Origin of the sequence: Kitasatospora sp. NPDC088783, assembly GCF_044750705.1 — a bacterium.
Lineage (GTDB): Bacteria > Actinomycetota > Actinomycetes > Streptomycetales > Streptomycetaceae > Kitasatospora > Kitasatospora fiedleri.
On the sequence record NZ_JBIVKJ010000013.1, the window covers coordinates 19,399 to 43,247 of the forward strand.

23 protein-coding genes are annotated in these 23,849 nt (G+C 72.9%); 14 read left to right on the top strand and 9 right to left on the bottom strand.

Annotated features, from left to right (window positions below):
* Window positions 1–22 precede the first annotated feature (22 nt).
* The 7 genes from yvcK to ACIP60_RS29360 all read left to right on the top strand — a co-directional run bounded on the left by yvcK (window position 23) and on the right by ACIP60_RS29360 (window position 6,197).
* Window positions 23–1,054 (top strand): uridine diphosphate-N-acetylglucosamine-binding protein YvcK, encoded by a 1,032-nt coding sequence (gene yvcK / locus ACIP60_RS29330; protein WP_100840701.1) that lies wholly within the window; start codon window positions 23–25, stop codon window positions 1,052–1,054.
* Window positions 1,045–2,025, top strand: a complete 981-nt coding sequence (gene whiA / locus ACIP60_RS29335; RefSeq protein ID WP_014138611.1) for a DNA-binding protein WhiA — start codon at window positions 1,045–1,047, stop codon at window positions 2,023–2,025. Before yvcK ends, whiA begins: the two co-directional genes overlap by 10 nt.
* Before the next feature lie 230 nt (window positions 2,026–2,255).
* Complete coding sequence (gap, locus tag ACIP60_RS29340) at window positions 2,256–3,263, top strand: type I glyceraldehyde-3-phosphate dehydrogenase (protein ID WP_100840261.1); 1,008 nt, start codon at window positions 2,256–2,258, stop codon at window positions 3,261–3,263.
* Window positions 3,264–3,427: 164 nt separating this feature from the next.
* Window positions 3,428–4,633 (top strand): phosphoglycerate kinase, encoded by a 1,206-nt coding sequence (locus ACIP60_RS29345; RefSeq protein ID WP_400689843.1) that lies wholly within the window; start codon window positions 3,428–3,430, stop codon window positions 4,631–4,633.
* Window positions 4,634–4,640: 7 nt separating this feature from the next.
* A complete protein-coding gene (gene tpiA / locus ACIP60_RS29350; protein ID WP_400689846.1) occupies window positions 4,641–5,426 on the top strand; it encodes a triose-phosphate isomerase in 786 nt (261 codons plus the stop codon).
* Between the two features lie 87 nt (window positions 5,427–5,513).
* Window positions 5,514–5,747 carry a preprotein translocase subunit SecG gene (gene secG, locus ACIP60_RS29355; RefSeq protein ID WP_100840258.1) on the top strand — a complete coding sequence of 78 codons (234 nt, stop codon included), beginning with the start codon at window positions 5,514–5,516 and terminating at the stop codon, window positions 5,745–5,747.
* Between the two features lie 162 nt (window positions 5,748–5,909).
* Complete coding sequence (locus tag ACIP60_RS29360; RefSeq protein ID WP_014138616.1) at window positions 5,910–6,197, top strand: RNA polymerase-binding protein RbpA; 288 nt, start codon at window positions 5,910–5,912, stop codon at window positions 6,195–6,197.
* A 74-nt stretch (window positions 6,198–6,271) separates the two neighbouring features.
* Here the strand turns inward: ACIP60_RS29360 and pgl are convergent, their stop codons facing one another.
* The 5 genes from pgl to tkt form a co-directional block, all read right to left on the bottom strand.
* A complete protein-coding gene (gene pgl / locus ACIP60_RS29365) occupies window positions 6,272–7,012 on the bottom strand; it encodes a 6-phosphogluconolactonase (protein WP_400689849.1) in 741 nt (246 codons plus the stop codon).
* Window positions 7,009–8,172: a glucose-6-phosphate dehydrogenase assembly protein OpcA gene (gene opcA / locus ACIP60_RS29370; RefSeq protein ID WP_400689852.1), complete on the bottom strand. Its 1,164-nt coding sequence runs from the start codon at window positions 8,170–8,172 to the stop codon at window positions 7,009–7,011. Before opcA ends, pgl begins: the two co-directional genes overlap by 4 nt.
* A complete protein-coding gene (gene zwf, locus ACIP60_RS29375) occupies window positions 8,169–9,728 on the bottom strand; it encodes a glucose-6-phosphate dehydrogenase (protein WP_282206612.1) in 1,560 nt (519 codons plus the stop codon). Before zwf ends, opcA begins: the two co-directional genes overlap by 4 nt.
* A 71-nt stretch (window positions 9,729–9,799) precedes the next feature.
* Window positions 9,800–10,942: a transaldolase gene (tal, locus tag ACIP60_RS29380; protein ID WP_400689855.1), complete on the bottom strand. Its 1,143-nt coding sequence runs from the start codon at window positions 10,940–10,942 to the stop codon at window positions 9,800–9,802.
* 99 nt (window positions 10,943–11,041) lie between these two features.
* Complete coding sequence (gene tkt, locus ACIP60_RS29385; protein WP_400689858.1) at window positions 11,042–13,138, bottom strand: transketolase; 2,097 nt, start codon at window positions 13,136–13,138, stop codon at window positions 11,042–11,044.
* A gap of 401 nt (window positions 13,139–13,539) precedes the next feature.
* Here tkt and ACIP60_RS29390 point away from each other — a divergent pair, with 401 nt between their 5' ends.
* A complete protein-coding gene (locus ACIP60_RS29390) occupies window positions 13,540–14,484 on the top strand; it encodes a heme o synthase (protein WP_400689860.1) in 945 nt (314 codons plus the stop codon).
* A gap of 24 nt (window positions 14,485–14,508) precedes the next feature.
* Here the strand turns inward: ACIP60_RS29390 and ACIP60_RS29395 are convergent, their stop codons facing one another.
* On the bottom strand, window positions 14,509–15,153 hold the full coding sequence (locus tag ACIP60_RS29395; protein WP_400689863.1) for a DUF2461 domain-containing protein: 645 nt from the start codon (window positions 15,151–15,153) through the stop codon (window positions 14,509–14,511).
* Between the two features lie 123 nt (window positions 15,154–15,276).
* Here ACIP60_RS29395 and ACIP60_RS29400 point away from each other — a divergent pair, with 123 nt between their 5' ends.
* Together ACIP60_RS29400 and ACIP60_RS29405 are read left to right on the top strand one after the other, a co-directional pair.
* Window positions 15,277–16,536 (top strand): FAD-dependent monooxygenase, encoded by a 1,260-nt coding sequence (locus tag ACIP60_RS29400; protein ID WP_400689865.1) that lies wholly within the window; start codon window positions 15,277–15,279, stop codon window positions 16,534–16,536.
* A 9-nt stretch (window positions 16,537–16,545) separates the two neighbouring features.
* A complete protein-coding gene (locus ACIP60_RS29405) occupies window positions 16,546–16,878 on the top strand; it encodes a hypothetical protein (protein WP_282202815.1) in 333 nt (110 codons plus the stop codon).
* Between the two features lie 232 nt (window positions 16,879–17,110).
* On the opposite strand, the gene ACIP60_RS29410 is transcribed toward ACIP60_RS29405, so the two are convergent.
* The 3 genes from ACIP60_RS29410 to ACIP60_RS29420 all read right to left on the bottom strand — a co-directional run bounded on the left by ACIP60_RS29410 (window position 17,111) and on the right by ACIP60_RS29420 (window position 19,845).
* Window positions 17,111–18,076 (bottom strand): heme A synthase, encoded by a 966-nt coding sequence (locus ACIP60_RS29410; protein ID WP_400689869.1) that lies wholly within the window; start codon window positions 18,074–18,076, stop codon window positions 17,111–17,113.
* Window positions 18,077–18,160: 84 nt separating this feature from the next.
* The gene (locus ACIP60_RS29415; protein ID WP_400689872.1) at window positions 18,161–18,931 is read right to left on the bottom strand and encodes an ABC transporter permease; all 771 of its coding nucleotides are present in this window, start codon (window positions 18,929–18,931) and stop codon (window positions 18,161–18,163) included.
* Window positions 18,928–19,845 carry an ABC transporter ATP-binding protein gene (locus ACIP60_RS29420; RefSeq protein ID WP_400689875.1) on the bottom strand — a complete coding sequence of 306 codons (918 nt, stop codon included), beginning with the start codon at window positions 19,843–19,845 and terminating at the stop codon, window positions 18,928–18,930. Before ACIP60_RS29420 ends, ACIP60_RS29415 begins: the two co-directional genes overlap by 4 nt.
* 124 nt (window positions 19,846–19,969) lie before the next feature.
* On the opposite strand from ACIP60_RS29420, the gene ACIP60_RS29425 reads away from it, so the two are divergent.
* From ACIP60_RS29425 to ACIP60_RS29440, 4 genes are read left to right on the top strand one after another with little or no spacing between them, the layout of a single operon-like run.
* Entirely contained in the window at window positions 19,970–20,827 is an 858-nt protein-coding gene (locus ACIP60_RS29425; RefSeq protein ID WP_400689878.1) for a helix-turn-helix transcriptional regulator, read from the top strand.
* Entirely contained in the window at window positions 20,824–22,236 is a 1,413-nt protein-coding gene (gene sufB / locus ACIP60_RS29430; protein ID WP_100840246.1) for a Fe-S cluster assembly protein SufB, read from the top strand. The genes ACIP60_RS29425 and sufB overlap by 4 nt, the downstream gene beginning before the upstream one ends.
* 60 nt (window positions 22,237–22,296) lie before the next feature.
* On the top strand, window positions 22,297–23,529 hold the full coding sequence (gene sufD, locus ACIP60_RS29435; protein ID WP_400689883.1) for a Fe-S cluster assembly protein SufD: 1,233 nt from the start codon (window positions 22,297–22,299) through the stop codon (window positions 23,527–23,529).
* A complete protein-coding gene (locus ACIP60_RS29440; RefSeq protein WP_111552928.1) occupies window positions 23,526–23,843 on the top strand; it encodes a non-heme iron oxygenase ferredoxin subunit in 318 nt (105 codons plus the stop codon). Before sufD ends, ACIP60_RS29440 begins: the two co-directional genes overlap by 4 nt.
* Window positions 23,844–23,849: the final 6 nt, after the last annotated feature.

A 23,849-nucleotide genomic window follows, 5' to 3' on the forward strand; every position in this document is an offset into this window, starting at 1 on the left:
GACGGGATACCTGCCAGCGCGGCTGCAGCTCCGGACCAGACCGGCCGAGCGGGCCGTCCAGCCGCGCCCCGGCGTGCCGAAGATCGCCGCGCTGGGGGGCGGCCAGGGTCTGTCCGCGTCGCTGTCCGCGCTGCGCCGGCTCACCACCGAACTGACCGCCGTGGTCACCGTCGCCGACGACGGCGGCTCCAGCGGCCGGCTGCGCACCGAGCTGGGGGTGCTGCCGCCCGGCGACCTGCGCAAGGCGCTGGCCGCGCTCTGCGGCGACGACGAGTGGGGCCGGACCTGGTCCGAGGTGATCCAGCAGCGCTTCGCCGGCACCGGCGAGCTCGGCGGCCACGCGGTGGGCAACCTGCTGATCGTGGCGCTGTGGGAGAAGCTTGGCGACCCGGTGGAGGCGCTGAACTGGGTCGGCCGGCTGCTGAACGTGCAGGGCCGGGTGCTGCCGATGTCGGCCGTCCCGCTGGACATCGAGGCGCAGGTCCGCGGCCACGACCCGCTGCGGCCCGGCGAGGTGTCCGCGGTCCGCGGCCAGGCCGCGGTGGCGGTCACGCCCGGCACCGTGCAGTCGATCCGGCTGCTGCCGGACGGGCCGCCGGCCGTCCCGGAGGCCGTGCAGGCCGTCCTGGAGGCGGACTGGGTGGTGCTCGGCCCCGGCTCCTGGTTCACCAGCGTGCTGCCGCACCTGCTGGTCCCCGAGCTGGCCAAGGCGCTCACCGAGACCCGGGCCCGCCGCCTGCTCACCCTCAACCTCGCCCCGCAGCCCGGCGAGACCGAGGGCTTCACCCCGCAGCGCCACCTGGAGGTGATCGCCGACCACGCCCCCGGCCTGGCGGTGGATGCGATCCTGGTGGACGAGCGGGCGGTCAGCGGCGGCGCCTTCGGCGTGGCCGACCTGGCCGGCCTGGAACAGGCCGCCGAGCGGATGGGCGCCGCCCTGGTGCTCGACTCGGTGGCCCGCGACGACGGGACGCCGCGACACGACGCGGAGCTCTTGGCCGCCGCGTACGACCGGATTTTCCGGACTCATGGAAGGATCGGCCCATGGCGATGACGGCAGCGGTGAAAGACGAGATCTCCCGGCTTCCCGTCACCCGTGCCTGCTGCCGCAAGGCGGAGGTCTCGGCGATCCTGCGTTTTGCGGGCGGACTGCACATTGTGAGCGGCCGCATCGTGATCGAGGCGGAGCTGGACACCGGCATTGCGGCCCGGCGGCTGCGCAAGGACCTCCTGGAGATCTTCGGACACTCCTCGGATCTGGTGGTGATGGCCCCCGGCGGGCTGCGACGCGGCAGCCGGTACGTGGTGCGGGTGGTGAAGGACGGCGAGCTGCTGGCCCGGCAGACCGGGCTGGTGGACGGACGAGGGCGGCCGATCCGGGGCCTGCCCCCGGCGGTGGTCTCCGGGGCGACCTGCGACGCGGAGGCCGCCTGGCGCGGCGCTTTCCTCGCCCACGGCTCGCTGACCGAGCCCGGCCGCTCCTCCTCCCTGGAGATCACCTGCCCCGGCTCGGAGGCGGCGCTCGCCCTGGTCGGCGCGGCCCGCCGGCTCGGCATCCCGGCCAAGGCCCGCGAGGTGCGCGGCGTCGACCGGGTGGTGATCCGCGACGGCGACGCGATCGGCGCGCTGCTCACCCGGCTCGGCGCGCACGAGTCGGTGCTGGCCTGGGAGGAGCGCCGGATGCGCCGCGAGGTGCGGGCCACCGCCAACCGGCTGGCCAACTTCGACGACGCCAACCTGCGCCGCTCGGCCCGGGCCGCGGTCGCCGCGGGCGCCCGGGTGCAGCGCGCCCTGGAGATCCTCGGCGAGGAGGTGCCCGAGCACCTGGCCGCGGCCGGCGCGCTGCGCATGCAGCACAAGCAGGCCTCGCTGGAGGAGCTCGGCGCGCTCGCCGACCCGCCGCTGACCAAGGACGCGGTGGCCGGGCGGATCCGCCGGCTGCTGGCGATGGCCGACAAGCGGGCCGCCGAACTCGGCCTGCCGAACACCGAGGCCAACCTGACCGAGGAGATGGCCCTGAACTGACGGCCCGTCAACCGTCCCGAGGCGCACCGCAGGGGGCGTGCGCGGCAGGCAGCGGCACCCGCCGCCGCCCGTCGCGCACGCCCCCTGCGCACGTCCGGGCCGCCGCGCCCTACCGGTGAGGCGATGTGCCTTGCGACACTTGGGCGAGGTAGGGTCAGCAGTGGTCGGGGACAACCCAAATTTCACCCCCGTCGGGCTCCGGCCCGGCGTACCTAAGAGGAGATCGGTTCGTGACGATCCGGGTAGGCATCAACGGGTTCGGCCGCATCGGCCGCAACTTCTTCCGTGCGGTCAAGTCCCAGGGCGCTGACATCGAGATCGTCGGTGTCAACGACCTGACCGACACCAAGACGCTGGCTCACCTGCTCAAGTACGACACCACTCTCGGTACCTTCCCCGGCGAGGTCTCGCACACCGAGGACAGCATCACCGCCGACGGTCACACCTTCAAGGTCACCGCCGAGCGCGACCCCGCCAACCTTCCCTGGGCCGAGCTGGGCGCCGACATCGTCGTCGAGTCCACCGGCATCTTCACCAAGGCCGAGGCTGCGAAGAAGCACCTCGCCGCCGGTGCGAAGAAGGTCATCATCTCGGCGCCCGCCACCGACGAGGACATCACCATCGTGCTGGGCGTCAACGACGACAAGTACGACGCGGCCGCGCACGACATCATCTCCAACGCCTCCTGCACCACCAACTGCGTGGCGCCGATGGCGAAGGTCCTGCACGAGAACTTCGGCATCGTCAAGGGCCTGATGACCACCGTGCACGCCTTCACCAACGACCAGGTCACCCTGGACTTCCCGCACAAGGACCTGCGCCGCGCCCGCGCCGCCTCGCAGAACATCATCCCGACCTCGACCGGTGCCGCCAAGGCCACCGCCCTGGTCCTGCCGGAGCTCAAGGGCAAGCTGGACGGCACCTCGCTGCGCGTCCCGGTCCCGACCGGCTCCATCACCGACCTGGTGGTCACCCTGGAGCGCGAGGTCACCAAGGACGAGGTCAACGCCGCCTTCCAGAAGGCCGCGCAGGAGGGCCCGCTCAAGGGCTACCTGGCGTACACCGAGGACCCGATCGTCTCCTCGGACATCGTGAACGACCCGCACTCCTGCATCTTCGACTCGCAGCTGACCATGGCGCAGGGCAACCAGGTCAAGGTGCTCGGCTGGTACGACAACGAGTTCGGCTACTCGAACCGCCTGGTCAACCTGGTCTCCCTGGTCGGCGACCAGCTCTGACCCCGGCGGTAGTCGACGTGACGTGAGGGGCAGGGCCCGGACGGCTGTCACCGCCGACCGGGCCCTGCCGCTGCGCCCACCCTCGTCCGTCCCACTCCCCGATACCGGTGGCCCGCCGTCGTGTCGCCGTCTGCGCACCGTTCCACCCCCTGAGGAGCAAGACCGTGAAGACGATCGAAGACCTGGAGGTCTCCGGCAAGCGGGTGTTCGTCCGCGCCGACCTCAACGTGCCGCTGTCCGGTGACACCATCACCGACGACGGCCGGATCCGCGCCGTCGCGCCGACCATCGCCAAGCTCGTCGAGCGCGGCGCGCGCGTGGTGGTCGCCTCGCACCTGGGCCGTCCCAAGGGCGAGCCGGACCCGAAGTTCTCCCTCGCGCCGGTGGCGGTCCGCCTCGGCGAGATCCTCGGCCGTCCGGTGGCGTTCGCCACCGACACCGTCGGGGACAGCGCGAAGGCCACCGTCGCCGCCCTCGGCGACGGCGAGGTCACGCTGCTGGAGAACCTGCGCTTCAACGCCGGCGAGACCGCCAAGGACGACGCCGAGCGCGGCGCGTTCGCCGACGAGCTGGCCGCCCTCGCGGACCTGTACGTCGGCGACGGCTTCGGCGCGGTGCACCGCAAGCACGCCTCCGTCTACGACCTCCCGGCCCGGCTGCCGCACGCGGTCGGCGACCTGATCGCCACCGAGGTGGGCGTCCTCAAGCGCCTCACCGAGGACGTCGCCCGCCCGTACGTGGTGGTGCTCGGCGGCTCGAAGGTCTCCGACAAGGTCGGCGTGATCGAGAACCTGCTCGGCAAGGCCGACCGGATCCTGATCGGCGGCGGCATGATGTACACCTTCATCGCGGCCCAGGGCCACGGCGTGGGCGCCTCGCTGCTCCAGGAGGACCAGATCCCGGTCGTCCAGGACTACCTGAAGCGCGGCGCCGAGCAGGGCGTCGAGTTCGTGGTCCCGCTGGACACCGCGGTCTCCGGCAGCTTCCCGGACGTCAAGACCGGCGCCCCGGTCGAGGACTACGCGGTGGTCGACGTGGACGCGATCCCGGACGGCGCGCTCGGCCTGGACATCGGCCCGAGGACCGCCCAGCTGTTCGCGGAGAAGATCGCCGACGCGAAGACCGTGTTCTGGAACGGCCCGATGGGCGTCTTCGAGCACCCGGCGTTCGCCGACGGCACCCGGGCGGTCGCCCAGGCGCTGCTCGACTCCGACGCGTTCACCGTGGTCGGCGGCGGCGACTCGGCGGCGGCGGTGCGCACCCTGGGGTTCGACGAGGCGAAGTTCGGACACATCTCGACCGGCGGTGGCGCGAGCCTCGAGTACCTGGAGGGCAAGACCCTTCCCGGTCTCGCCGCCCTGGAGGACTGAGAAAGACATGACTGAGCGTCTCCCGCTGATGGCGGGCAACTGGAAGATGAACCTCGACCACCTCGAGGCCATCCAGCACACCCAGAAGCTGGCGTTCTCGCTGGCCGACAAGGACTACGAGGCCGTCGAGGTCGCCGTCCTGGTCCCGTTCACCGACCTGCGCTCGGTGCAGACCCTGGTCGACGGCGACAAGCTGAAGCTCAAGTACGGCTCGCAGGACATCTCGCAGCACGACGGCGGGGCCTACACCGGCGAGGTCTCCGGCCCGATGCTGGCCAAGCTCAAGGTCGCCTACGCGGTGATCGGGCACTCCGAGCGCCGCCAGTACCACGGCGAGAACGAGGAGATCGTCAACGCCAAGGTGAAGGCCGCCTACCGCAACGGGATCACCCCGATCCTGTGCATCGGCGAGCCGCTGGAGATCCGCAAGGCCGGCACCCACGTCGCGTACACCCTGGCCCAGCTCGACGGCGCCCTCGACGGCGTCCCGGCCTCGGACGCCGAGAGCGTCGTCGTCGCCTACGAGCCGGTCTGGGCGATCGGCACCGGCGAGGTGGCCACCCCCGAGGACGCGCAGGAGGTCTGCGGCGCGATCCGGGCCCGGCTCGCCGAGCTGTACGGCGCCGAGCTGGCCGGCAAGGTCCGCGTGCTGTACGGCGGTTCGGTGAAGTCCTCGTCGGCGGCCGGCCTGATGGCCAAGCCCGACGTCGACGGCGGCCTGATCGGCGGCGCCTCCCTGGACGCCGACGAGTTCGTCAAGATCGTGCGCTACCGTGAGCAGGCAGTAGGCTAACGCCACTGCAGCAACGTAGGCTTTGGGGCCGGACCGCGAGGAGCGGGCCCGGCCCCTTCGCCGAAGATTCGAGAGAGTTGGTCCGTCGTGGTTCTCGGGTTCGAGATTGCTCTGATCGTCCTCAGCGTGCTGCTGATCCTGCTGGTGCTGCTGCACAAGGGCAAGGGCGGCGGCCTGTCCGACATGTTCGGTGGCGGCGCGGCCTCGACCGGTGGCGGCTCCGCGGTGGCCGAGCGCAACCTCGACCGCATCACCGTGATCCTCGGGATCTCGTGGTTCGCGTGCATCGTGGTGCTCGGGCTGCTGCTCAAGAACAACTGACAGGAAGTCGGCGGGCGATGGTGGCGCCGGCTTAACTCGCGCTTACACTAGGACGACTTCGCCACCGTCCGCCCAGCCGCGGCCGGACGGCACCAGCACGCAGGGAGTCAGACCGTGGCAAGTGGCAACGCGATCCGAGGCAGCCGAGTCGGCGCCGGCCCGATGGGCGAGGCGGAGCGCGGTGAATCCGCCCCGCGCAACCGCATCTCCTTCTGGTGCGCCAACAAGCACGAGACCCGCCCCAGCTTCGCCGCCGAGGCGGCGATCCCGGACACATGGGACTGCCCGCGCTGCGGCTTCCCCGCCGGCCAGGACGAGCACAACCCGCCCGCCCCGGCCCGCAACGAGCCCTACAAGACCCACCTCGCCTACGTCCGCGAGCGCCGCACCGACGCCGACGGCGAGGCGATCCTCGCCGAGGCGCTGGCCAAGCTGCGCGGCGAGATCTGAGCGCACGGCAGTACGAGAAGAGCCGCCCACCCGGAGAGTCCTCCGGGTGGGCGGCTCCTTTTCGCGCCGGTGCGTCAGGCGAGCTTTCCCGCCGCCTTCTCGTCGAGGAGCCACAGGGTCCGCTCGGTGCCGGTGACCGCGCCGGCCGGGGCCGTGGTGGCGTCGGGGGCGGTGCGGGCCAGGGCGACCGCGTCGGCCTTGTCCTCGCCGGCGGCCAGCAGCCACACCTGGCGGGCGTGGTGCAGGGCGGGGAGCGTGAGGGAGAGGCGGGTGGGCGGGGGCTTGGGGGAGTCGTGGACGGCGATGACCGTGCCGTCGCTCCGTTCGGTGCCGGGGTGGCCGGGGAAGAGCGAGGCGACGTGCGCGTCCGGGCCGACGCCCAGCAGCAGGACGTCGAACAGCGGCAGCCGCTCGCCGGGGGCGGCGGCCGCGGCCAGTTCGGCGGCGTAGCGCTCGGCGGCCCGCTCGGCGGTGGTGGTGCCGTCGGCCGGGGGCATCTCGTGCACCCGGGCGCCGAGCGGCCGGACGGCGTCCAGGAACGCGGCGGCCTGGACGGCGTTGCGCTCCGGGTCGCCGGCCGGGAGGTAGCGCTCGTCGCCCCACCACAGGTCGACGTGCGCCCAGTCGACCGCGTCGCGCGCCGGGTGGGCGGCGAGCGCGGCCAGCAGGGCGTTGCCGTTGCGGCCGCCGGTGAGCACCAGGTGCGCAGTGCCGCGGGCGGCCTGGGCGTCGGCCGCGGCGGTGAGCAGCCGGGCGGCGGCGGCCTGGGCGAGCAGCGCCGCGTCCCGGTGGACCAGGACCCGGTCGGTGCTCACTGGCCGCTCCGCTTGCGCGGGGCGGTCTTCTCGGCCGTCGCGGCCTTCTTGGCCGTCGCGGCCTTCTTGGCGGGGGCCGCCTTCTTGGCCGGGGCGGCCTTGCCGGGCAGCTTGGCGCTGACCCGGGCCGGGGCGGCGACGGCGGCCTCGACGACCTTGGCGTCCGGTTCCGCGGCCGCGGGGGCCGCGGCCTCCACGGTGCCGCCGGGGCCCGCGTGCTCGACTCCGGCGATCCGCTCGCGCAGCCGGTCGACCGGGGTGCGGACGGCGGTGGCGTAGATGTCGTCGGGGTCGAGGCGGCGCAGTTCCTCGGCGATCAGCTCGGCGGTGTCGCGGCGCTTGAGGGCGACCATCCGGTCGGGCGCGCCGGGCATGCAGAGCGTGCCGAGCAGGCCGTCGGGGCGGTCGAGCGTGATGTCGCCGTCCTCGGTGTGCAGCCGCACCGCGGTGATGCCGGGGCCGCCGGTGACGACCCGCTCGACCGGGACGCGCAGCCGGTTGTTCAGCCACAGGCCGAGCAGTTCGACGCTGGGGTTGTAGGACTCGCCCTCGACCACCGCGCCGGTGATCGTGACGTCGCGCTGGTCCAGGGCGGCGGCCAGCATGGAGCGCCAGCCGGTGATCCTGGTCCAGGCGAGGTCGGTGTCGCCGGGGGTGTAGCCGGCCGCCCGCTGGGCGAGCTGGCCGACCGGGGACTCGGCGGTCACCGCGTCGGTGATCCGCCGCTGGGCGAGCGCGCCGAGCGGGTCCTGGGCCGGGTTGAGCGGCGCGTTGTCCGGCCACCAGACCACCACGGGGGCGTCCGGCAGCAGCAGCGGCAGCACCACGGACTGGGCGTGCGCGGCGAGTTCGCCGTGCATGCGCAGGATGACGGTCTCGCCGCTGCCCGCGTCGGTGCCGACCAGGATCTCCGCGTCGAGCCGGGTCTCGGCCCGGGCGCGGGGCGAGCGCCCGGCCCGCTTGATGACGGCCAGGATGCGCGAGGGGTGCTCGCGGGAGGCGTCGTTGGCGGCCTTGAGCGCGTCGTACGCGCTGCCCTCGTCCGTCACGATCACCAGGGTCAGCACCATGCCGGCGGCGGTCGAGCCGCTCTCCCGCCGGGCGTTCATCAGGGCTGCGTTGATCTTGCTGGACGTGGTGTCCGTCAGGTCGATCTTCATGGCCGGCGCCAGCTCCTGCCGTCTCGTGCGAGCATCTCGTCCGCCTCGACCGGGCCCCAGGTGCCGGCCGGGTACTGCGCGGGCTTGCCGTTGGCTTCCCAGTACTGCTCGATCGGGTCGAGGATCTGCCAGGACAGCTCGACCTCCTGGTGCCGCGGGAAGAGGTTCGCGTCGCCGAGCAGGACGTCCAGGATGAGGCGCTCGTACGCCTCCGGGCTGGACTCGGTGAAGGACTCGCCGTAGGCGAAGTCCATCGTGACGTCGCGGACCTCCAGCGCGGTGCCGGGGACCTTCGAACCGAACCGCACGGTGACGCCCTCGTCCGGCTGGACCCGGATCACCAGGGCGTTCTGGCCGAGCTCCTCGGTGGCGTAGGAGTCGAACGGCAGGTACGGGGCCCGCTGGAAGACCACCGCGATCTCGGTGACCCGGCGGCCCAGCCGCTTGCCGGTGCGCAGGTAGAACGGGACGCCCGCCCAGCGGCGGTTGTTGATCTCCAGCTTGATGGCGGCGAAGGTGTCGGTCTTGGACTCGGGGTCGATGCCGTCCTCGTCCAGGTAGCCGAGCACCTCCTCGCCGCCCTGCCAGCCGGCCGCGTACTGGCCGCGCACGGTGTGCGCGCCCAGGTCGGCGGGGAGCTTGACGGCGCTGAGCACCTTCAGCTTCTCGGCGACCAGCGCCTTCGGGTGGAAGGACGCCGGCTCCTCGATGGCGGTCAGCGCCATCAGCTGGAGCAGGTGGTTCTGGATGACGTCGCGGGCGGAGCCGATGCCGTCGTAGTAGCCGGCCCGGCCGCCGATGCCGATGTCCTCGGCCATGGTGATCTGCACGTGGTCGACGTACGACCGGTTCCAGATCGGCTCGAACATCTGGTTGGCGAAGCGCAGCGCCAGGATGTTCTGGACGGTCTCCTTGCCCAGGTAGTGGTCGATCCGGAAGACCTCGTCACGGGGGAAGACCTCGTGGACGATCCGGTTCAACTCCTGGGCGCTGGCCAGGTCGTGGCCGAACGGCTTCTCGATCACCGCCCGGCGCCAGGAGCCCGGCGCCGGGTCGGTCAGGCCGTGCTTCTTGAGCTGCTGGACCACGGTCGGGAAGAACTTCGGCGGCACCGACAGGTAGAACGCGAAGTTGCCGCCGGTGCCCTGCGCCCGGTCGAGGTCCTCGATCGTGCGGCGCAGGGTGTCGAAGGCGTCGTCGTCGCCGAAGTCGCCCTGGACGAAGCGCATGCCCTTGGCGAGCTGCTCCCAGACCTCCTCGCGGAAGGGCGTGCGGGCGTGCTCCTTGACGGCGTCGTGCACCTCGTTGGCGAAGTCCTCGTCCTCCCACTCGCGGCGGGCGAAGCCGACGAGCGAGAAGCCCGGCGGCAGCAGACCGCGGTTGGCGAGGTCGTAGACCGCCGGCATCAGCTTCTTGCGCGAGAGGTCGCCGGTGACCCCGAAGATCACCAGGCCGGACGGGCCGGCGATCCTCGGCAGCCGCCGGTCGGCGGGGTCGCGCAGCGGGTTGACGGGCCGGTCCGGGGTGTCGCCCGCGGCCGGCTCCGTGCCCTCCACATCCGGGTACGGCTGGGTGTTGCTCACTGTGGTGTGCTCCGCTTTCCGTTGCGTCAGTTCGTGAGCAGGGGTCAGTTCTTCTTGTCGTGCGCGGCGAGCGCCGCGCTGACGGTGTCGAGCAGCTCGGTCCAGGACGCCTCGAACTTCTGCACGCCCTCGTCCTCCAGCACCTGGACCACGTCGTCGTAGTCCACGCCCGCGGCGGCGATCGCGTCGAGCACGGCCTTGGCGTCGGCGTAGTTCGGGGTGATGGTGTCGCCGGTGACCTCGCCGTGGTCGTCGGTGGCGTCCAGGGTGGCCTCGGGCATGGTGTTGACGGTGCCCGGGGCGACCAGCTCGGTCACGTACAGGGTGTCCGGCAGGTTCGGGTCCTTGACGCCGGTGGAGGCCCACAGCGGGCGCTGCGGCTTGGCGCCGGCCGCCTCCAGGGCCGCCCAGCGGGCCGAGGCGGGCTTGCCGCCGTCGACCGAGCCGTAGACCTCCTCGTACGCCTGGTAGGCGAGGCGGGCGTTGGCCAGCGCGGCCTTGGAGCGCAGCTCCTTGGCCTCGGCGGTGCCGACGCCGTCCAGCCGCTTGTCGATCTCGGTGTCGACCCGGGAGACGAAGAACGAGGCGACCGACTCGATCTGCGAGAGGTCCAGGCCGGCGGCCTTGGCCTGCTCCAGGCCGGTCAGGTGGGCGTCGATGACGGCCTTGTAGCGCTCCAGCGAGAAGATCAGCGTGACGTTGACGCTGATGCCCCGGGCGAGCACCTGGCTGATCGCGGGCAGGCCGCCCATGGTGGCGGGGATCTTGATCAGCACGTTCGGGCGGTCGACCAGCCACCAGAGCTGCTTGGCCTCGGCCACCGTGGCGTCGGTGCGGTGCGCCAGGCGCGGGTCGACCTCGATGGAGACCCGGCCGTCGCGGCCGTTGGAGGCGTCGTAGACCGGGCGCAGCACGTCGGCGGCGTCCCGCACGTCCGAGGTGGTGATCATGCGGACGGCCTCTTCGGTGGTGACGCCGCGCACCGCGAGGTCGGTCAGCTGGCCGTCGTAGGCGGCGCTGCCGCCGCCGATGGCCTTCTGGAAGATGGTCGGGTTGGTGGTGACGCCGACGACGTGCTTCTCCTGCACCAGCTCGGCCAGGTTGCCGGAGTTCAGGCGCTCGCGGCTCAGGTCGTCGAGCCAGATCGCCACGCCTGCTTCGCTGAGGCGGTTCAATGCGTCGGTCATGGTGCTCAGTCCCTCTTCTCTTCTCTTCGGGCGTGCGTGGGGAGTCCGGGGCGCCGGCCCGGGGCAGTGCGGATACCCCGGGCCGGGCGGATCAGCGCGTCAGCGCGAGACGGCTTCGACCGTGCGCAGCGAGGCACGGGCGGCGGTGGTGACCGCTTCGGCGGTGAGGCCGAACTCCTCGTACAGCACCTTGTAGTCGGCGGAGGCGCCGAAGTGCTCCAGGCTGACGATCCGGCCGGCGTCGCCGACCAGCTCGCGCCAGCCCTGGGCGATGCCCGCCTCGACCGAGACCCGGGCCTTGACGTCGGGCGGCAGCACGCTGTCCTGGTAGGACTGGTCCTGCTCGCGGAACCACTCCACCGAGGGCAGCGAGACCACCCGGGTCGGGACGCCCTCGGCCTCCAGCACCTCGCGGGCCGCCACGGCGATCTGCACCTCGGAGCCGGTGCCGATCAGGATGACCTTCGGCACGCCGCCGGCGGCCTCGGCCAGCACGTAGCCGCCCTTGGCCGCGCCCTCGGCGGAGCCGAACACCTCGCGGTCGTAGGTCGGCACGCCCTGCCGGGTCAGCGCCAGGCCGACCGGGCCGGGGCGGCTGGTCTGCCGCTCCAGCAGGGTGCGCCACACCACGGCGGTCTCGTTGGCGTCCGCCGGGCGGACCACGGCCAGGCCGGGGATGGCGCGCAGCGCGGCCAGGTGCTCGATCGGCTGGTGGGTCGGGCCGTCCTCGCCGAGGCCGATCGAGTCGTGCGTCCAGACGTAGGTGACCGGCAGCTTCATCAGGGCGGCGAGCCGGACCGCGGGGCGCATGTAGTCGGAGAACACCAGGAAGGTGCCGCCGTAGATCCGGGTGCGGCCGTGCAGCGCGATGCCGTTCATGATCGAGCCCATGGCGTGCTCGCGGATGCCGAAGTGGATCGTCCGGCCGTACGGCGAGGCGCTCTTGAGCGGGTTGCCCTCCGGGAGGAAGGACGACTCCTCGTCGATGGTGGTCAGGTTCGACTCGGCGAGGTCGGCGGAGCCGCCCCACAGCTCGGGGACGATCTTGCCGAGCGCCTTCAGGGTGTCGCCGGAGGCCTTGCGGGTGGCGACGTCCTTGCCGGCCGGGAAGACCGGGACGGCCTTCTCCCAGCCGTCGGGCAGCTCGCCGGACTGGATCCGGTCGAACTCGGCGGCGCGCTCGGGCTGCGCGGCGCGCCAGTCGGCGAGCCGGCCCTCCCACGCGGCGCGGGCGTGCTGGCCGCGGCCGACCACCTCGCGGGTGTGGGCGAGCACCTCGTCGGTGACCTCGAAGGTCTTGTCCGGGTCGAAGCCCAGCACCTTCTTGGTGGCGGCGATCTCGGCGTCGCCGAGGGCCGAGCCGTGCGCCTTGCCGGTGTTCTGGGCGTTCGGCGCGGGCCAGGCGATGATGGTGCGCATCGCGACGATCGACGGCTTGCCGGTCTCGGCCCGGGCGGCCTCCAGGGCCTTGGCCAGGGCGGGCACGTCGATGTCGCCGTCGGCCTTCGGGGCGACCCGCTGGACGTGCCAGCCGTACGCCTCGTAGCGGGCCAGCACGTCCTCGGAGAAGGCGGTCTCGGTGTCGCCCTCGATCGAGATGTGGTTGTCGTCGTAGAGCGCGACCAGGTTGCCCAGCTTCTGGTGGCCGGCCAGCGAGGACGCCTCGGCCGAGATGCCCTCCTCCAGGTCGCCGTCGGAGACGATCGCCCAGACGGTGTGGTCGAACGGCGAGGCGCCGGCCGCGGCCTCCGGGTCGAACAGGCCGCGCTCGTAGCGGGCCGCCATCGCCATGCCGACCGCGTTGCCGATGCCCTGGCCGAGCGGGCCGGTGGTGGTCTCGACGCCGGCGGTGTGGCCGTGCTCCGGGTGGCCGGGGGTACGGCTGCCGGCGACCCGGAAGGACTTCAGGTCGTCCAGCGACAGCCCGTAGCCGGACAGGAACAGCTGGGTGTACAGCGTGAGGGAGGTGTGCCCGGGGGAGAGCACGAAGCGGTCGCGGCCGACCCAGGCCGGGTCGGTCGGGTCGTGGCGCAGGAAGCGCTGGAAGATCAGATAGGCGGCGGGGGCCAGGGACATGGCGGTGCCGGGGTGTCCGTTCCCCACCTTCTGCACGGCGTCCATGGCCAGGACCCGGGCCGTGTCGACGGCCCGCTGGTCCAACTCGCTCCACTCAAAAACGTTCCGCGTGGTGCTCACCCTGACTCAGGGCTCCTTCCGGATTCTGTGAAGTGTGACCCCGTGAAGGGGACCGGTCGGCCACGCCGCTGTGGCTGGTGCCGATCACGGAGGGTTGATCCCGCTTCTCTGTGCGAGCCTACCGTTAGCGGGGCACCTCACCCTCTGTGCCGGGCAACGTGGGTCCGAGGCGTCGCATTCCCCCTGCCGGGCCGTCAACTCGTCTGTCCTACCTTCACCCCTCCAGGGAGGGTTTGCCCGTCCGAGGGGCAAGACGGGAGCGGACGCGGCTCGCCGGGGGACCCCGGGGCGGATCGGGAGATATGGAACGTCTATGGTTGCGTGGTACGCGCAGAGCGGACGGCGGGCACCCTGCGGGTCTCCGGGTCGCCTGTGGAAGTTCATCGACTGTTGAGGTGTCCGTGACCGCCGTCGAATCCCGCCCCGCTGGGGTGGTGGTAGGGACGAGGACCGCGCCCCGGCCGTTCGGGGCCCGCGTCGGGGCCTTCGTGGCCCTCACCAAACCCCGGATCATCGAACTGCTGCTGATCTCCACGGTCCCGGTGATGTTCCTGGCCCAGGGCGGGGTGCCCAACCTGTGGCGGGTGCTCGCGGTGGTGGTCGGCGGTTACCTGTCGGCGGGCGGCGCCAACGCGCTCAACATGTACATCGACCGCGACATCGACGCGGTGATGTCGCGCACCGAGCGGCGCCCGATCGTCACCGGCATGGTCTCCCCGCGCGAGGCGCTGGTCTTCGGCGTCGTGCTGGCGGCGGTCTCCACCCTCTGGCTCGGCCTGCTGGTCAACTGGCTCTCCTCGGCGCTCGCCCTGGGCGCCCTGCTGTTCTACGTGTTCGTCTACACCCTGGGCCTCAAGCGGCGCACCTCGCAGAACGTGGTCTGGGGCGGCATCGCCGGCTGCATGCCGGTGCTGGTCGGCTGGTCCTCGGTGACGGACTCGCTGTCCTGGGCGGCCGTGGTGCTGTTCCTGGTGGTGTTCTTCTGGACGCCGCCGCACACCTGGGTGCTGATGATGAAGGTCCGCGACGACTACGCCAAGGCCGGCGTGCCGATGCTGCCGGTGATCCGCGGCAACATCGGCGTCGCCAAGCAGGTCGTCGCCTACTCCTGGGTGATGGTGGCGACCTCGCTGCTGCTGTGGCCCGCCGCGCACACCAGCTGGCTGTACCCGACCACCGCCGCCGTCCTCGGCGCGCTGTGGATGAAGGAGGCCTACGCCCTCCAGTCGCGCGCGAAGGCCGGCATCGTGGGCGCCAAGCTCAAGGAGATGCGGCTGTTCCACTGGTCGATCACCTACCTGACCCTGCTGTTCCTGGTCGTGGCGATCGACCCCTTCGTGGGCTGACGCCCCCCGCACACCCCCTCGGCCTCAGCGCGGCGGCAGCTCGCTGGGGCCGACGTGGTTCTCCAGCCAGGCGTGCAGCGGCGCCGCCGCGTGCAGGAAGCCGGTGATCCGGTCGTACGCCCGCGCGGTGCCCAGCCAGGCCGCGGGCTCCCACTCCTGCCAGGCGACCAGGCCCTTGTGGCGCAGCAGTTCGATCCGCGGGTGGTCCTTGGCGGTGCCGCGCGGCGCGGTCTTCAGGCTGTCCCGCCCGACCACCTGCGGCCCGGCCGCCCGGACGCCGGCCACCACCCGCTCCAGCTCGGCCCCCGGCACGTCCTCGGCCACCGCGGCCCGGTAGCGCGCCAACTGGTCGCTCGCCAGCCGGTAGTAGCCCAGCCCGCAGGCCAGCCCGTCGGCGGACAGCTGCACGTAGCCGCCGGACTCCAGGTACCCGCCGATGTGCGTCTTGTACGGGGACCTGTCGGCCGAGAACCGGACGTCCCGGTGCGGCCGGAAGATCCTCCCCGGCCCGAACTCCGGCTCCAGCCGGGCCAGCAGCGCCTCCATCGGGGCCCGCACGACCTCGTCGTACACCGCGCGGTGCGCGGCCCAGAAGGTCTTCGAGTTGTCGGCCTCCAGGTGCTCGTAGAACTCCAGCGCCTCGGCCGGCCAGCCACGGAAATCGTTCACCCGGACAGTATTCACCCGCGCCCGGGCACCGCCGCCCGGCGGCGGGCTGACGCCGCGTCAGTGTTAGGTTGCCAGGCGACCGCCGGGCGCACCGGGCGCGCGGGGAGCAGCTGGAGGCCGCCGATGACGCCCCGCACCACCACCGTCGCGATCGTCGGCGCCGGGCCCGCCGGGCTGGTCCTCGCGCACGCGCTGCGCCGGGCCGGGGTGGACGCGGCGGTGCACGAGCGGCTGTCCCGGGCCGAGCTGGAGGCCACCGCCCGGGCCGGGGTGCTGGAGCACCGGGTGGTCGAGTACCTGCGCGCGCTCGGCCTGGCCGACCGGCTGGCCGCGGAGGGCGAGCGGCACGGCCGGTGCGAGATCAGCTGCCTGGGCGAGCGGGTGGTGGTCGACTACGGCGCGCTCTCCGGCGGGGTGCGGCACTGGGTGTACCCGCAGCAGCTGCTGGTGCGCGACCTGATCGCCGCCTACGAGCGCGACGGCGGCACGATCGCCTTCGGCTCGCCGGTCCTGGCGGTGGCGCCGGACCGCGCCGGGCACCCGGTGCTGCGCACCGCCGGCGGCGAGCTGCGGGCCCGGTACGCGGTCGGCTGCGACGGCGCGCGCGGCGTGGTCGCCGCCGCCTTCCCGGACGGCGCGGCGGGCCCGGAGCGGCGCTACCCGTACGACTGGCTCACGGTGCTGGCCCGGATCGACCGGCCGGTGGCGGCGGTGCGGTACGCGGTGCACGCGGACGGGTACGCCGGGATGATGCCGCGCACCGCCGATGTCGGGCGGTTCTACCTGGAGGTGCCCGCGGGGGAGCGGGTCGAGGGGTGGCCGCCGGACCGGATCCGGGCCGAGCTGGCCCGGCGCCTCGGCCTCGGCGGCGGCGACCCGCGGCCCGGGGAGCTGCTGGAGACCGGGGTGCTGCGGATGCGCGGCCGGGTCGCCCGCCGGATGCGGCACGGGCGGCTGCTGCTGGCCGGGGACGCCGCGCACACCGTCACCCCGTCCGGCGCCAAGGGCCTCAACTCGGCGGTCGCCGACGCCGCCGACCTGGCCGGGGCGCTGCTGGCGGAGCTGCGCGCCGAGGGCGGCGACGGCGAGGGCGGCGGGGCGGCCTTGGAGGGCTACCAGGAGCGCCGGCTGGCGGCGGCCTGGCGCACCCAGGAGTTCTCCGACCGGCTGCTCGACCTGCTCCACCTGCCCGCCGGGCTGCCGCCCGAACAGCGCGAGTTCGCGCTGCGGCTGCGGCTGGAGCGGATCCGCCGGATCGCCCGGCCCGGCCCGGAGGCGGCCGAGTTCGCCCGGGCCTACGCGGGGGCCGGCGCGCTGCCCGTGGCGGACGTGTGGCCGCCGGCACAGCGCGCTGCCGTCGCCAGCTGCGCTACCGGTCGGTAGCATGCGGGCATGACCACCGCGGAGACCGCCACCACCACCGCGCCGGACGCCCGCGCCGAGCGCCGCGCCAAGCGCATTGCCAAGCACCTCAGCAGCTTCGCCGCGCAGCACGGCGGCAGCGCCGAGGGCGTCGTCGAGTACGTCGGCTCCATCGCCACCCGGATCGTCCTGGTCGGCGCCGACGGCACCTGGGGCGACCAGGTCGCGCCGAGCTACGCGATCGGCCTGCGGGCCGCCGAGCTCGCCGGGCTCACCCTGCACGACGAGTTCGACGGCGAGCTGGGCCTCAAGGTGCGGACCGGCCCGTACGAGTGGAAGCGGATGGCGGGCATCCAGGTCTGACCGGCCGGGGCCGTCCGTCCGGGACGGGGAGTTTCCACAGGAGCGCGGACAGCCGTCCGCGCTCCTGCGCGTTCGGCGGGGCCGGCCCGCTCCGGCCGTCGCGGCATCCCGGTCGTCACGGTCGTCACGGTGCGGTCGACCCGCGGTCGCTCGCCCGGCGCCCGCTGCGAGGCCGGGCCGCGTCCGTCCCGTGCGGGCGGAGGTCCCGCGCCGGGACGGGTGGTGACGCGGGTCAGCCGACCAGTTCGGCGGCCGGTGCGCCGGCCTGCGCGGGCACGCCGGCCCGGCTGCGCAGCGCCAGCGGGACGCGCAGCGCGGCGGCCCAGATCAGCGCGGCGCCCAGCATGTGCAGGCCGACCATCAGCTCCGGCGCGTCCGTGAAGTACTGCACGAAGCCGAGCACGCCCTGGAGCAGCAGCAGGACGAACAGCTCCCGCACCCGGGCCCGGGCGGCCGGCGGGGCCTTGACCGCGGCGAACACCAGCAGCGCGGCCAGCGTCAGGCCCACCGAGAGGAACACCAGGTCGGCGTGGGCCTGGACCAGGCGGTCGTAGTCGACCGGGATGCGGTACACCGGCTTGCCGTCCTTGGCGGAGGCCCCCGGGTGGTGGCCAGCCCCGGTGACCAGCGTGCCGGCCAGCACCAGCAGGCCGATCACCGCCACCAGGACCCGGGCCAGCAGCCGGATCGGCTCGGCGACCAGGGCGCGCGGCCGGCCGTCGCCCTCCCCGGCGCGCTCCCAGGACAGCACCGCGACCCAGACCAGGCCCATCGCGGCCACCATGTGCGCCGCCACGATGTACGGGTTCAGGCCGGTGAGGACGGTGATGCCGCCCAGCACCGAGTTGCTCATCACCATCCAGAACTGCGCCCAGCCGAGCCGGGTCAGCGGGCGCCGCCACGGCTTGGCGCAGCGGGCCGCCAGGATGAACCAGCCGACCGCCGCGCACAGCACGTAGGTGAGCATCCGGTTGGCGAACTCGATGACGCCGTTGATGCCCATCTCGGGCGTCGGCGTCAGGCTCTCGGCGGTGCAGCGCGGCCAGGTGGTGCAGCCCAGGCCGGAGGCGGTCAGCCGGACGGCGCCGCCGGTCACCACGATCACCACGCTCATCACCAGTGCGGTCAGCGCCGCCCGGCGGACGGTCCGGGTGGTCGGGTGCCAGCGGTCGGCGAGGAGGGAGAGCGGGTTGGTCACCGGACCATCGTAGGCGGGCTTACGCGGCGCCCCGGCCCCGGGAGAACGGTGCCGCGCGTCACTCCCGGCGGCCGGTGGCGGACGTCACTCCCAGCGGAAGAACCGGGCCGCGGCGGCCAGGCCCAGCACCGACCAGCCGGCCAGCACGCCGAGGTCGGACCAGGGCACGCCGCCGCCGAGCTGGAGGACCGAGCGCAGGCCGTCGGAGAGCGCCGAGATCGGCAGCAGCTCCAGCACCGGGCGCACCGCGTCCGGGAACCTCGACAGCGGGACGACCACGCCGCCGGCCAGCAGCAGCAGGACGAACACCAGGTTGGCGCCGGCCAGCGTGGCCTCGGCCCGCAGGGTGCCCGCCATCAGCAGGCCCAGGCCGGAGAACGCGGCGGTGCCCAGCACCAGCAGGAGCAGCACCGCCAGCGGGTTCCCGTGCGGGGACCAGCCCAGCGCCAGCGCGATCGCGGACAGCAGCAGCACCTGGAGCAGCTCGGTGACCAGCACGCAGCCGGTCTTCGCGGCCAGCAGCGCCCAGCGCGGCAGCGGGGTGGCGCCCAGCCGCTTGAGCACGCCGTAGCGGCGCTCGAAGCCGGTGGCGATGGCCTGCCCGGTGAACGCGGTGGACATCACCGCCAGCGCCAGCAGGCCCGGGGCCAGGAAGTCGACCCGCCGGCCCGGGCCGTCCACGGCGACCACGTCGACCGCGGAGAACAGCACCAGCAGCACGGTCGGGATGACCACGGTGAGCAGCAGCTGCTCGCCGTTGCGCAGCAGCATCCTGGTCTCCAGGGCGGTCTGCGCGAGCAGCATCCGGCCGACCGGGGCGGCGCCCGGGCGGGGGGTGAGGTCGGTGGCGGTCATCGCAGGTCACGTCCGGTCAGGTCGAGGAAGACGTCTTCGAGGCTGCGGCGCTGGACCGCGAGCTTGTCGGGCATCACCCCGGCCGCGGCGCACCAGCCGGTGACGGCGGCGAGCAGGGCGGCGTCGAGTTCGGCCTCGACCCGGTAGGAGCCGGGGGCGGGTTCGGTGACGGCGGCGCGGTCGGGCAGCACCTTGCGCAGCGCGGCCAGGTCGAGGCCGGGCGGGCCGTCGAAGCGCAGCCGGGCGTCGGTGCCGCGCAGCTCGTCGGGGGAGCCCTGGGCGATCACCCGGCCGCGGTCGACGATCGCGACGTCGTCGGCGAGCTGCTCGGCCTCGTCCATCCGGTGGGTGGTGAGGACGACGGTGACGCCGGACGCGCGCAGCTCGGTGACCAGCTCCCAGGTGGCGCGCCGGGCCTGCGGGTCGAGGCCGGCGGTGGGCTCGTCCAGGAAGACCAGCTCGGGGCGGCCGACCACGGCCATCGCCAGGGCCAGGCGCTGCTGCTGGCCGCCGGAGAGCCGGCGGTAGGGGGTGCGGCCGCAGGAGTCCAGGCCCAGGCGCTCGGCGAGCGGGCCGACGGGCAGCGGGTCCGCGTACAGCGCGGCGGTGTGCCGGAGCATTTCGAGGGCGCGCGCCCCGGCGTACACGCCCCCCGTTTGGAGCATCACGCCGATCCGCGGCTTGAGCCGCCCGGCCTGCGCCACCGGGTCCAGCCCCAGCACCCGGACGGTGCCCGCGTCGGGGCGGCGGTAGCCCTCGCAGGTCTCGATCGTGGTGGTCTTGCCGGCCCCGTTGGGGCCCAGCACCGCCGTGACGGTACCGCGGGCGATGGCCAGGCTCAGCCCGTCCACGGCGGTCTTGTCGCCGTACCGCTTGACCAGTCCGGTCACCTCGACGGCGGGGTCTGCATGCATAGCGGCGAGTCTAGGAGCAGCTCACGGCCCCTTTCAGGTAAGGCTTGCCTTTCGTGATGGACGACACCGGTGAGGCGTGGGTCACGGCTTGTTTCCGCCGGACGAATTAAGCAACAATCGTGTTGTGAAAAACATCCGCGAGCACGACGCCCAGCACCGGGAGCCCGAGGCTCCCGGCTGCGCCGTGCCCGCGGCGGCGTCGGAGGCCCTCGCCGAGGGCCACCGGGCGACCCGGGACCGGGTCGCCCGTTCGATCCTGGACCACGGGCCCTCCTCGGCCGCCGACCTGGCCGGCCGCCTCGGCCTGACCTCCGCCGCGGTCCGCCGCCACCTGGACGGCCTGGCCGCCGCCGGGCTGGTGGAGTCCCGCGAGCAGCGGGTCCACGGCAGTCGCGGCCGCGGCCGCCCGGCCAAGGTGTTCGCCCTGACCGACAGCGGCCGCAGCGCCTTCTACCAGGCGTACGACCAGCTCGCCGCCGACGCGCTGCGCTGGATCTCGGACGCGGCCGGCGGCGGCAGCGCGGGCGAGGAGGCGGTCGCCGCCTTCGCCCGGGCCCGGCTCGCCAAGCAGGGCCTCAAGTACCAGGACGCCCTCGACCAGGCCGGCGCCGAACAGCGCGCCGAGGCACTGGCCGAGGCGCTCAGTGCCGACGGGTACGCTGCCACGGTGCGGCGCGTTCCGCCCGCCGCCGCTGCGCCCGCCGCACCGGCGGGCGCCCAGCTCTGCCAGCACCACTGCCCGGTCGCGCACATCGCCGAGCAGTTCCCGCAGCTCTGCGAGGCGGAGACCGAGGTCTTCTCGCAGCTTCTGGGTACCCATGTGCAACGGCTGGCCACCATCGCCCACGGCGACGGGGTCTGCACCACGTATGTGCCGGCATCCGGTGCCGCACCGTCGTCCCCCCGGACGCCCGGTGCCGCGCCGACTGCCGGTACGTCCCCCATCGAGAACGGCTCGTCCGCGCGGAGGAACCTCGCATGACTGACATCGCACACCCCGAGCTCGAAGGCCTGGGCACGTACGAGTACGGCTGGGCCGACTCGGACACCGCCGGCGCCGCCGCCAAGCGCGGCCTGAGCGAGGACGTGGTCCGCGACATCTCGGCGAAGAAGAACGAGACCGAGTGGATGCTCGACCTCCGCCTCAAGGGCCTCAAGCTGTTCGGCAAGAAGCCCATGCCGACCTGGGGCTCCGACCTGTCGGGCATCGACTTCGACAACATCAAGTACTTCGTGCGCTCCACCGAGAAGCAGGCCGAGTCCTGGGAGGACCTGCCCGCCGACATCAAGGCCACCTACGACAAGCTGGGCATCCCGGAGGCGGAGAAGCAGCGCCTGGTCGCCGGCGTGGCCGCCCAGTACGAGTCCGAGGTCGTCTACCACCAGATCCGCGAGGACCTGGAGGAGCAGGGCGTCATCTTCCTGGACACCGACACCGCGCTCAAGCAGCACCCGGAGCTCTTCAAGGAGTACTTCGGCACCGTCATCCCGGCCGGCGACAACAAGTTCGCCGCGCTGAACACCGCGGTGTGGTCCGGCGGCTCGTTCATCTACGTGCCGAAGGGCGTGCACGTGGACATCCCGCTCCAGGCCTACTTCCGGATCAACACCGAGAACATGGGCCAGTTCGAGCGGACGCTGATCATCGTCGACGAGGACGCCTACGTCCACTACGTCGAGGGCTGCACCGCGCCGATCTACTCCTCGGACTCGCTGCACTCCGCGGTGGTCGAGATCATCGTCAAGAAGGGCGGCCGCTGCCGCTACACGACCATCCAGAACTGGTCGAACAACGTCTACAACCTGGTCACCAAGCGCGCCGTGGCGTACGAGGGCGCGACCATGGAGTGGATCGACGGCAACATCGGCTCCAAGGTCACCATGAAGTACCCGGCCGTCTACCTGATGGGCGAGCACGCCAAGGGCGAGACGCTGTCGATCGCCTTCGCGGGCGAGGGCCAGCACCAGGACGCCGGCGCGAAGATGGTCCACATGGCGCCGAACACCTCCTCCAACATCGTCTCCAAGTCGGTGGCGCGCGGCGGCGGCCGGACCTCCTACCGCGGCCTGATCGAGATCGGCGAGGGCTCCAAGGGCGCCAAGTCCAACGTGCTGTGCGACGCGCTGCTGGTGGACACCGTCTCCCGCTCGGACACCTACCCGTACGTGGACGTCCGCGAGGACGACGTGTCGATGGGCCACGAGGCGACCGTCTCCAAGGTCTCCGAGGACCAGCTGTTCTACCTGATGAGCCGGGGCATGACCGAATTCGAGGCGATGGCGATGATCGTCCGCGGCTTCGTCGAGCCGATCGCCCGCGAGCTGCCGATGGAGTACGCGCTGGAGCTGAACCGGCTGATCGAGCTGCAGATGGAGGGCGCGGTCGGCTGACGCGCCGTCAGCCCCCGCCCGTCCGTCGACCATTCCCGAAAGAGAGCAACACGAACAGCCATGGCTGAGCAGAACACCCCCGGCTCCACCACCGCCGGCTCGATCGAGGTCGGAACCGCCGGCGCCGGCGCGCAGCTCGCCGGCCCGGGCACCGGGCGCGACACCGTCCGGCAGCCGATCGACGCCCGGGTCGCGGTCAAGCCGTCCTTCGACGTCAACGACTTCCCGGTGCCCACCGGCCGCGAGGAGGACTGGCGGTTCACCCCGCTGCACCGCCTCGGCGGGCTGCACGACGGCAAGGCCGCCGAGGCGGCCGCCGGCGAGGACAAGATCGAGCTGGGCCTGCCGGAGGGCGTCACCTCCGAGCTGGTCGGCCGGGACGACGCCCGGGTCGGCAGGGCCGGCACCCCGGTGGACCGGGTCGCCGCGCAGGCGTTCAGCGCCTTCGAGCAGGCCCTGGTGGTGACCGTCCCGAAGGAGACCGCGCTCACCGAGCCAGTCCGGATCGACGTGCACGGCGAGGGCGGCGTCCGCTTCGCCCACCTGGTGGTCGAGGTCAAGCCGTTCGCCGAGGCCGTCGTGGTGCTCAACCACACCGGCACCGGCACCCGGGCCGCCAACGTCGACCTGCTGGTCGGCGACGGCGCCAAGCTGACCTTCGTCTCGGTCCAGGACTGGGACCGCGACGCGGTGCACGTCGCCCAGCAGAACGCGCTGGTCGGCCGGGACGCCTCGTTCAAGTCGGTGGTCGTCACCTTCGGCGGCGACGTGGTGCGCCTGCACCCGCGGGTCAACTACGCCGCCCCCGGCGGCGAGGCCGAGCTGTTCGGCCTGTACTTCGCGGACGCCGGGCAGCACCTGGAGCACCGCCTGGTCGTCGACCACGACACCCCGCACTGCCGCTCCAACGTCGCCTACAAGGGCGCGCTCCAGGGCCAGGACGCGCACGCGGTGTGGATCGGCGACGTGCTGATCCGGGCCGCCGCGCTGGGCACCGACACCTACGAGCTCAACCGCAACCTGGTGCTCACCGACGGCGCCCGGGTCGACTCGGTGCCGAACCTGGAGATCGAGACCGGCGAGATCGTCGGCGCCGGCCACGCCTCCGCGACCGGCCGCTTCGACGACGAGCAGCTGTTCTACCTGCAGTCCCGCGGCATCCCGGCCGACGAGGCCCGCCGCCTGGTGGTGCGCGGCTTCTTCGCCGAGCTGGTCCAGCAGATCGGCGTCGCCGAGATCCAGGACCGGCTGCTGGAGAAGATCGAGGCCGAGCTGGAAGCGGCCGTGGCATGAGCTACGTCCGGGCCTGCGCGCTGAGCGTCCTGCAGGAGGACGTGCCCAAGAAGGTCGAGCTGAACGGCGTCCCGGTGGCGGTCGTCCGCACCGACGAGGGCGTGTTCGCGATCAACGACACCTGCTCGCACGCCAACGTCTCGCTGTCCGAGGGCGAGGTCGAGGACTGCATGATCGAGTGCTGGCTGCACGGCTCCAGCTTCGACCTGCGCACCGGCAAGCCGTCCGGGCTGCCCGCGACCAGGCCGGTCGCCGTCTACCCCGTAAAGATCGAAGGGGACGATGTGCTCGTCTCCGTCAACCAGGAGAACTGAGTACCC